Origin of the sequence: Brevundimonas sp., from assembly GCF_023259385.1 — a bacterium.
In the GTDB taxonomy this organism is placed as follows: domain Bacteria; phylum Pseudomonadota; class Alphaproteobacteria; order Caulobacterales; family Caulobacteraceae; genus Brevundimonas.
The window spans coordinates 1-7,981 of record NZ_JAHFPF010000166.1 but is presented as its reverse complement, the minus strand read 5'-3'; the positions used below and the strand labels follow the sequence as shown (position 1 = coordinate 7,981).

Here is a 7,981-nt window from a genome sequence, read left to right as displayed (position 1 = left end):
GGCCGTACTGGAGGCGGTGTACGGCATGTCCTACCGGGACATCGTCCGCAGCCGCATCGTCGAGCCGCTCGGGCTGAAGGATGTCTATCTGGGCGTGGAGAACGCGCCCCGCGACCGGCTGGTCAGCCCCTATCACGGCGAGGACGGGCGCCTCGTTCCGGATCGGCCGATCCAGTGGCGCGACTACAGCGTCTCCCATGCCGAGCTCTACACCACGGCGGATGACCTGGGACGGTTCCTGACCGCGGTGGCGCAGGGGCGGTTCGCCCGGCAAGAGACGCTGGCGCGGCTATGGCGGCCCTACCCCCTGCCCAACGGCGGAACCGGCTTCGCCTCGGGCTGGGACTATGGCGAGAGCGGCGACTATCGCGAGGTCGGCCACGACGGGAGCGTCAAGGTGCGCGTGCGGCTGCTGTTCCGCGGCGAGGACCTGAGCGACCACTACATCATCGTCTACCTGACCAACGGCACGCCCGAGAACACCTGGACGCGGACCTTCGTGGATTCGATCCAGCCGATCATCCTGCGCGCCGGGAATTCCGAAACGCCCTGAGCCGCCGTCGTTTGCTGCATCTGCGAAACAAAAGGCCAAGCTGAGGGAAACCCGTGGGGCCTGACGCGTTAGGACGGCCATGGGCACGTCCGACCTGACTCTCGACGCCGACACCGCGGCGGTCGACGCCATTCCGCGTTTGCCTGCGCCGCCCGCGCGCCTGAGCCGACCGGCCCTCTTCCTCGATCTGGACGGCGTGCTGGCCGAGCTGGCGCCGACGCCCGACGCCGTGGTCCCGGATGCCCGGCGCACCGCCGTCCTGCAGGCGCTGACGCCCCGGCTGGGTGGACGGGTGGCGATCATCAGCGGTCGGACCATCGCCGAGATCGACCGGATCTCCGATTCCAGCATGGCTTCGGCCTCCGGCGTGCACGGGCTGGAGCGCCGCCGCGCCGACGGCGCCTTCCTGCGCGCCGAGGCCTCGGAAGCCGTGCGCGGCGCGGTGCGGGCCTTCGAGGAGTTCGCCCGCAACCGCCCCGGGGTGGTGGTCGAGGACAAGGCCGTGGCCGCCGGCCTGCACTATCGCGGCGCGCCCGAGACGGCGGGGGACGCCGAGGCCCTGACCCGCCGCCTGGCGGCCGAGACCGGACTGACGCTGCAGCCCGGCAATATGGTAATCGAGCTGAAGACGCCGGGAGCCAGCAAGGGCACGGCGCTGAAGGCCTTCATGGCCGAGGCGCCCTTCGCCGGAGCGGTTCCGGTCATGCTGGGCGACGACCTGACCGACGAGGACGGCTTCCGGGCGGCGAGCGAACTGGGCGGCTTCGGCGTCCTGGTCGGACCGCCGCGCGAGACCGCCGCCCGCCACGGCCTGTCCGGGGTGGACGCCGTGCTGGACTGGTTGGAGCAGCTCGAGGTGGAGGCATGACCCAACCCGACCTGGACCTGGCCCCCATCGGCAACTGTTCGATCAGCGCCCTGATCGACCGGCGCGGCCGCTTCGTCTGGGCCTGCGCCCCCCGGGTGGACGGCGACCCCGTCTTCTCGGCGCTGATGGACGGCAATGACCCTCAGCACGGGTTCTGGGACATCGAGCTGGAGGGGCTGAAGCACATCAGCCAGGCCTATATTCGCAACACTCCGGTGCTGCGGACCGTGCTGACCAGCGCGGACGGGGCCATGGTCGAAATCCTCGACTTCGCCCCGCGCCATCCCAAGCACAGCCGCACCTATCGCCCGCTGGCCTTCGCCCGGATCGTGCGGCCCCTGGAGGGATCGCCCCGCATCCGCGTGCGGCTGCGGCCCTCGGCGGACTGGGGCGCGCGGCCGGCCGAACGCACCAGCGGCTCCAACCACATCCGCTATCTGTGCACGGACGTCATCCTGCGGCTGACGACCGACTGCCCGGTGTCGCATGTGATGAACGAGCGGACCTTCCGGCTGGAGAAGGCCCACGCCTTCTTCCTGGGGCCGGACGAGGGCTACGACCAGGATGTCGGACCGGGCGTCTCGGCGGCGCTGGATCGCACCATCGCCTACTGGCAGGACTGGGTGCGCAAGCTCTACCTGCCGCTGGACTGGCAGGAGGCGGTGATCCGGGCGGCGATCACGCTGAAGCTCTGCGCCTATGAGGAAACGGGAGCCATCGTCGCGGCCCTGACCACCTCGGTGCCCGAGTTCCCGGAGAGCGGACGCAACTGGGACTACCGGTACTGCTGGATCCGCGACGCCTATTACGTCGTACGGGCGCTGAACCGTCTGGGCGCGGTCGACCTGCTGGAGAACTACCTCGGCTATCTGCGCAACCTGGTCGACGCCTCGGGCGGCGGCCATGTGCAGCCGGTCTACGGTGTCGGCCTGGAAGAAGACATCGACGAACGGATCACCGAGACCGTCGCCGGCTATCGCGGCATGCAGCCGGTCCGCGTCGGCAACCAGGCGCGCGAACACCTGCAGCATGACGTGTACGGACAGATCGTCCTGCCGCTGGTCCAGGCCTTCTACGACCAGCGCCTGCTGCGCCCCGGCACCATCGACGACTTCCACGCGCTGGAGAAGGTCGGCGAGCGGGCCTTCGCCATGCACGACCAGGTCGACGCCGGCCTGTGGGAATTCCGGACCATCGCCCGGGTCCATACCTATTCCTCGGTCATGTGCTGGGCGGCCTGCGACCGTCTGGCCAAGGCGGCGGACCATCTGGGGCTGACCTCCCGGACCGAGGTCTGGCGCGCGCGGGCCGACCAGATCCGCGCCCGGATCGAGAAGGAGGCCTTCCTGCCCGACGAGGGCCGCTTCGCCGCCAGCTTCGGCAACCGCGAGCTGGACGCCTCCCTGCTCCAGATGACCGACCTCGGCTTCCTCGACGCCCGCGATCCTCGTCAGGTGGCGACCTTCGACGCCATCGAGCGGGACCTGAAGAAGGGCCCCTACCTGTTCCGTTACGTCGAGCCGGACGATTTCGGCGAGCCGGAGACGGCGTTCAACTTCTGCACCTTCTGGTTCATCGAGGCCCTGCACCAGAACGGCCGCACCGAGGAGGCGCGCGAGATCTTCGAACAGATGCTGAGCCGCCGGACCCATGCGGGCCTGCTGAGCGAGGACATTTCTCTCGGTGATGACGAGCTGTGGGGGAACTACCCGCAGACCTATTCGCTGGTGGGCATCATCAACTGCGCCGTGCTGCTGAGCCGGTCGTGGACGGATGTCCGGTGAGTTTCCATGAGTAGGTTGATCGTCGTCTCCAACCGGGTCTCGGCCCCCAAGGACCCCGCCGCGGGCTCGGCGGGCGGGCTGGCCATGGCGCTGTCGGCGGCGCTCAAGAAATACGACGGCCTGTGGTTCGGCTGGTCGGGCGAGACCGTAGAACACTTCACCGGCGAGCTGCAGATCGAGGATCGCGCCGGGGTGACCGTGGCCCTGGTCGATCTGGAGGCCCAGGACGTCGACGAATACTACAACGGCTACGCCAACAAGACGCTGTGGCCGCTGTTCCATCACCGCACCGACCTGGCGGCCTACGAGCGGTCGTACGGCGAAGGCTATGAGCGGACCAACGCCAGGTTCGCCGAGGTGCTGGCGCCGCTGATCCAGCCGGACGACATCATCTGGATCCACGACTACCACATGATCCCGATGGCCCGGGACCTGCGCCGGCTGGGCATCAAGAACCGCATCGGCTTCTTCCTGCACACGCCCTGGCCCGCGCGGCAGCTGCTGGTGACCCTGCCGCATCACCGGCGGCTGGTGGAGTCGATGTTCGACTACGACCTGCTCGGCTTCCAGACCCGCGAGTGGCTGGACCTGTTCCGTGACTACGTCGCCTCCGAGCCCAGCGTGAACGGCAGGCTGCTGCCGAACGACGCGCTGGAGGCTTTCGACAAGACGGTTCAGACCGGCGTCTTCCCCATCGGCATCGACGTGGACGGCTTCCTGAAGGCGCGCAACTCGGCCTTCGGCCGCCGGACATACGACCGGATGGCGGCGTCGTCGGCCTTCCGCTCGATGATGGTCGGGGTGGATCGGCTGGACTATTCCAAGGGGCTGGAGGAGCGGCTGCTGGGCTATGAGCAGTTCCTGAAGGACAACGCCGACAAGCGGGGCGACGTCTTCCTTCTGCAGGTCACTCCGATCAGCCGGGACGACGTGGACACCTACCAGGACATCCGCGGACGGCTGGAAGGCCTGGCCGGACGGATCAACGGCGAGTTCGCCGATATGGACTGGCAGCCGATCCGCTATCTGAACCGCACCTATCGCCGCGACCAGCTGGCGGGCATCTACCGCGCCGCGCGGGTCGGGCTGGTGACGCCGCTGCGCGACGGCATGAACCTGGTGGCCAAGGAATATGTGGCGGCCCAGAACCCCGACGATCCCGGCGTACTGGTGTTGTCGCGCTTCGCCGGGGCCGCCGAGCAGATGGGCGAGGCCCTGCTGGTCAATCCGTTCAGCCGCGAGGAGCTGTCCGACGCCATCAAGCGGGCGCTGGACATGCCGCTGGAGGAGCGCAAACGGAAGTGGCAGGCGCTGATGCAGGTCGTGCGCGACACCGACGTGGGCGTCTGGCGCGACGACTTCGTGGCCTCGCTGCAGGCGGTCGTGCGAACGACCGGGGACGAGGGCGGCGGCATGGGGGACGACGGAAGCGGCGCCGCCCACGCCGCCTGATCGGTCAGGCGACCTCTGCCATCACCGGCGGCGTGCCGTCCTTGGCCGTCGCCAGCAGATTGGCCGGACGGTCCGTGATGCGGGCTAGCCAGCGGTCCATCAGCTCGCTCTTGGGGGCGAACTCGCGGCCCCAGGCCATGGCCGAGCCGACCATGACATCCACCGCCGTGAACCGGTGGCCCATCAGATAGGGGCCATGCTCCAGCGCGGTCAGGATGCGGGCGTTGACCTGATCGTAGCGGGCCTTGGCGACCGGATCGGTCTCCGTCTGGCCGCTGATCCGGGCCCAGTAGGCGGGCTCCATCTCGCCCGCCGTCCACGCCAGCCAGGTGACGTAGGCGGCCCGCTCCGGCGATCCGACCGGCGCGCCGAGATCGGCGGCGGGGAAGAGGTCGGTCAGATACAGCGCGATGGCGGCCGATTCGGTGACCAGGGCGCCGTCGTGCAGCAGGGCCGGAACCTTGCCGTCCGGATGCAGGTTGGCCGGGTCGCGGCGGCCCGAGGCGGTCTGGGCGCGGATGATGTCGACGTATTCGATCTCGCAGGGTGCGCCGATCTCCTCCATCAGCCAGACGATGCGGCCCGAACGGGACCAGGGCGCGTGAAACAGGGTCAGCATCGTGTCTCTCCATTGTGGCGGGCGATGCTCGCTACGCGTCCTCCCTTTCGTGGGGATGACAATTCGCGACCTGGGCCCTGCGCCCGACGACCCCTCGTCGCCGGCAATCCATTGACTACTGCCACCCTGCTGCCAGCATGCTGTCAGCAGCCGTTCGCCATCCTGCCCTCAAGCAGCGAGCGACCGCGTCGCGAGTGATAGGGCAGAACATCTTGAGACGCGCCGACCGCCTCTTCCAGATCATCCAGGTGCTGCGGCGCTCGTCCAAGCCGGTGACGGCCGACGCGATCGCCGCCGAGCTGGAGACGTCCAAGCGGTCGATCTATCGCGACATCGCCACCCTGATGGGCCAGCGGGTGCCGATCCGGGGCGAGGCCGGGCTGGGCTATGTGCTGGAGGGCGGCTTCGACATGCCGCCCCTGATGCTGACCTCCGACGAGATCGAGGCGGCGGTGCTGGGCGCGCAGTGGGTGGCCGGCCGGGGCGACCCGGCGCTGGCCCGGGCCGCGCGCGACCTGATCGCCAAGATCGCCGCCACCGTGCCGGAACGCCTGCGGCCCGTGGTGCTGGAGCCCGCCGTCGCCGGCCCGCCCGTGTGGACCAGGGAACGCAAGACGGACGCGCTGGACATGGCGCAGGTGCGGATGTGGATTCACGCGGGCCGCAAGCTGGCCCTGCATTACGCCGATGAGCAGGGGCGCGAGACCACGCGCACCATCTGGCCCTTCCTGGTCGGCTACCGCGAGACGACGCGGCTGCTGGTCGGCTGGTGCGAGGCGCGCGACGACTTCCGCACCTTCCGCACGGACCGGGTGGTGTCGGCCGAGTTCCTGGAAGAGCGCTATCCTGGACGGCCCGCCGTGCTGCGCGCCCGCTGGACCGCCAAGATGGAAGCCGACCGGACGGCCTGGATCGCCGCCGGGAAGCCCGATCCGCACGGGTAGTTCCTCCCCCTGAGGGGGAGGAACGGCCGCGTCTCAGTAGATTTCGAACAGACCCGCAGCGCCCATGCCGCCGCCGATGCACATGGTCACGACGCCGTACTTGGCGCCGCGGCGCTTGCCTTCGATCAGGACGTGGCCGGTCATCCGGGCGCCCGACATGCCGTAGGGATGGCCGATCGAGATGGCGCCGCCCGAGACGTTCAGCAGCTCGTTCGGAATGCCCAGGGTGTCGCGGCAGTACAGGACCTGGACGGCGAAGGCCTCGTTCAGCTCCCAGATGCCGATGTCATCCATGGTCAGGCCGTGGCGCTTGAGCAGCTTGGGCACGGCGTAGACCGGGCCGATGCCCATCTCGTCCGGCTCGCAGCCGGCGACGGCCATGCCGCGATAGGCGCCCAGCGGCTGCAGGCCGCGCTTCACCGCCTCGCCGGCTTCCATGATCACGCAGGCCGAGGCCCCGTCCGACAGCTGGCTGGCGTTGCCGGCGGTGATGAATTCGCCCTGCTGGATCTCTTCGCCCGAGCCGAACACGGTCTTCAGCGACTTCAGGCCTTCCAGCGTCGTGTCGGCGCGGTTGCCCTCGTCCTTGGAGAGGGTGATCTCCTTCTTCGAGGTCTCGCCGGTGGCCTTGTCCGTGACCAGCATGGTGGTGGTCATCGGCACGATCTCGGCGTCGAACCGGCCTTCGGCCTGGGCCTGGGCGGTGCGCTGCTGCGACTGCAGGGCGTACTCGTCCTGCCGGTCGCGATCGATGTTGTAGCGGCGGGCCACGACCTCGGCCGTCTCCAGCATCGACATATACATGTGCGGCGACAGCTTCAGCAGGTCCTCGTCCTTGCCGCGGTACAGGTTCATGTACTGGTTCTGGACCAGCGAAATGCTCTCCAGGCCGCCGCCGACCGCCATCTTCTGCTGATCGAAGATGACCTGCTTGGCCGCCGTGGCGATGCCCATCAGGCCCGAGGCGCACTGGCGGTCCAGCGACATGCCGGGGACGGAGGAGGGGAGGCCGGCGGCCAGGGCGATCTGGCGGGCGACGTTGGTGCCGGTCGAGCCCTGCTGCAGGGCCGCGCCCATGACCACGTCCTCGATCTCGGCCGGCTCGACGCCGGCGCGGGCGACGGCGTGCTTCACGGCGTGGGCGCCGAGCTGCTGGGCCTGGGTGTCGTTGAAGGCCCCGCGGTAGGCGCGGCCGATCGGGGTGCGGGCGGTGGAGACGATGACGGCTTCGCGGGACATCTTCGATGTTCTCTCTTTAAGAGCGCTACCGCTCGGCCCGCGGGGCCTCGCTGCTTGAGCGCGATGATTTGATGTAAGGCCTTGCCGCCGCGTTAGCCAAGGTGCGGCGGCAAGGTGCGGCCTTCTCGGAGAAGCAACGCGCGGCCAAGCCCGAAGCCATGGCCGGACACCTTCACCCCGGAGAGGTGATCGATGCCCGGGCCGCCGCTTGAGCTGAACACCGACAGGTCCGACAGATGCATTCCCGTCTCGGTGTCCAGAATATCTCCGGCCACGATCCTGAACCTGTGATCCCGTCCGCCCACGGTCTGGACGTAGGACAGGATCACAGGTGCAGTCGGTTTGAACCGGATCCACCATTCATCATAGATGCGGATCTCAAAGCGGTCGCCCCGTTGAGGGTCAGCCATGATCCTTCTGCGCCTTGGTCAGTTCGATCATGCCCTGGGCGGCGCCCATCTCCGGCACGATCTCGCCGGCGCGGTCCGAAATCTCGGCGAAGCGGGCCTCGATCTGTTCGGG

General features: G+C 68.9%; 8 protein-coding genes. 5 read left to right on the top strand and 3 right to left on the bottom strand.

Annotated features, from left to right (window positions below; translation table 11 throughout):
• The 4 genes from Q0C81_RS12830 to Q0C81_RS12815 form a co-directional block, all read left to right on the top strand.
• On the top strand, positions 1–553 hold a 553-nt coding region (locus Q0C81_RS12830; RefSeq protein ID WP_291838458.1), incomplete at its 5' end, for a serine hydrolase.
• A gap of 79 nt (positions 554–632) precedes the next feature.
• Complete coding sequence (gene otsB, locus Q0C81_RS12825) at positions 633–1,421, top strand: trehalose-phosphatase (protein WP_291838456.1); 789 nt, start codon at positions 633–635, stop codon at positions 1,419–1,421.
• The gene (locus tag Q0C81_RS12820; protein WP_291838453.1) at positions 1,418–3,205 is read left to right on the top strand and encodes a glycoside hydrolase family 15 protein; all 1,788 of its coding nucleotides are present in this window, start codon (positions 1,418–1,420) and stop codon (positions 3,203–3,205) included. The genes otsB and Q0C81_RS12820 overlap by 4 nt, the downstream gene beginning before the upstream one ends.
• A 6-nt stretch (positions 3,206–3,211) precedes the next feature.
• Positions 3,212–4,657: a trehalose-6-phosphate synthase gene (locus Q0C81_RS12815; RefSeq protein WP_291838450.1), complete on the top strand. Its 1,446-nt coding sequence runs from the start codon at positions 3,212–3,214 to the stop codon at positions 4,655–4,657.
• Positions 4,658–4,661: 4 nt separating this feature from the next.
• Here Q0C81_RS12815 and Q0C81_RS12810 read toward each other — a convergent pair whose 3' ends face one another.
• Positions 4,662–5,276 carry a glutathione S-transferase family protein gene (locus Q0C81_RS12810; RefSeq protein WP_291838448.1) on the bottom strand — a complete coding sequence of 205 codons (615 nt, stop codon included), beginning with the start codon at positions 5,274–5,276 and terminating at the stop codon, positions 4,662–4,664.
• Between the two features lie 212 nt (positions 5,277–5,488).
• On the opposite strand from Q0C81_RS12810, the gene Q0C81_RS12805 reads away from it, so the two are divergent.
• A complete protein-coding gene (locus tag Q0C81_RS12805; RefSeq protein WP_291838445.1) occupies positions 5,489–6,220 on the top strand; it encodes a YafY family protein in 732 nt (243 codons plus the stop codon).
• A 33-nt stretch (positions 6,221–6,253) separates the two neighbouring features.
• On the opposite strand, the gene Q0C81_RS12800 is transcribed toward Q0C81_RS12805, so the two are convergent.
• Positions 6,254–7,459 (bottom strand): acetyl-CoA C-acyltransferase, encoded by a 1,206-nt coding sequence (locus tag Q0C81_RS12800; RefSeq protein WP_291838442.1) that lies wholly within the window; start codon positions 7,457–7,459, stop codon positions 6,254–6,256.
• 92 nt (positions 7,460–7,551) lie between these two features.
• A complete protein-coding gene (locus Q0C81_RS12795) occupies positions 7,552–7,869 on the bottom strand; it encodes a hypothetical protein (protein WP_291838438.1) in 318 nt (105 codons plus the stop codon).
• Positions 7,870–7,981 lie beyond the last annotated feature (112 nt).

Coding starts and splice junctions, on each gene's coding strand:
- otsB (WP_291838456.1), top strand. CDS start 633: ATGGGCACGTCCGACCTGACTCTCGACGCCGACACCGCGGCGGTCGAC.
- Q0C81_RS12820 (WP_291838453.1), top strand. CDS start 1,418: ATGACCCAACCCGACCTGGACCTGGCCCCCATCGGCAACTGTTCGATC.
- Q0C81_RS12815 (WP_291838450.1), top strand. CDS start 3,212: ATGAGTAGGTTGATCGTCGTCTCCAACCGGGTCTCGGCCCCCAAGGAC.
- Q0C81_RS12810 (WP_291838448.1), bottom strand. CDS start 5,276: ATGCTGACCCTGTTTCACGCGCCCTGGTCCCGTTCGGGCCGCATCGTC.
- Q0C81_RS12800 (WP_291838442.1), bottom strand. CDS start 7,459: ATGTCCCGCGAAGCCGTCATCGTCTCCACCGCCCGCACCCCGATCGGC.
- Q0C81_RS12795 (WP_291838438.1), bottom strand. CDS start 7,869: ATGGCTGACCCTCAACGGGGCGACCGCTTTGAGATCCGCATCTATGAT.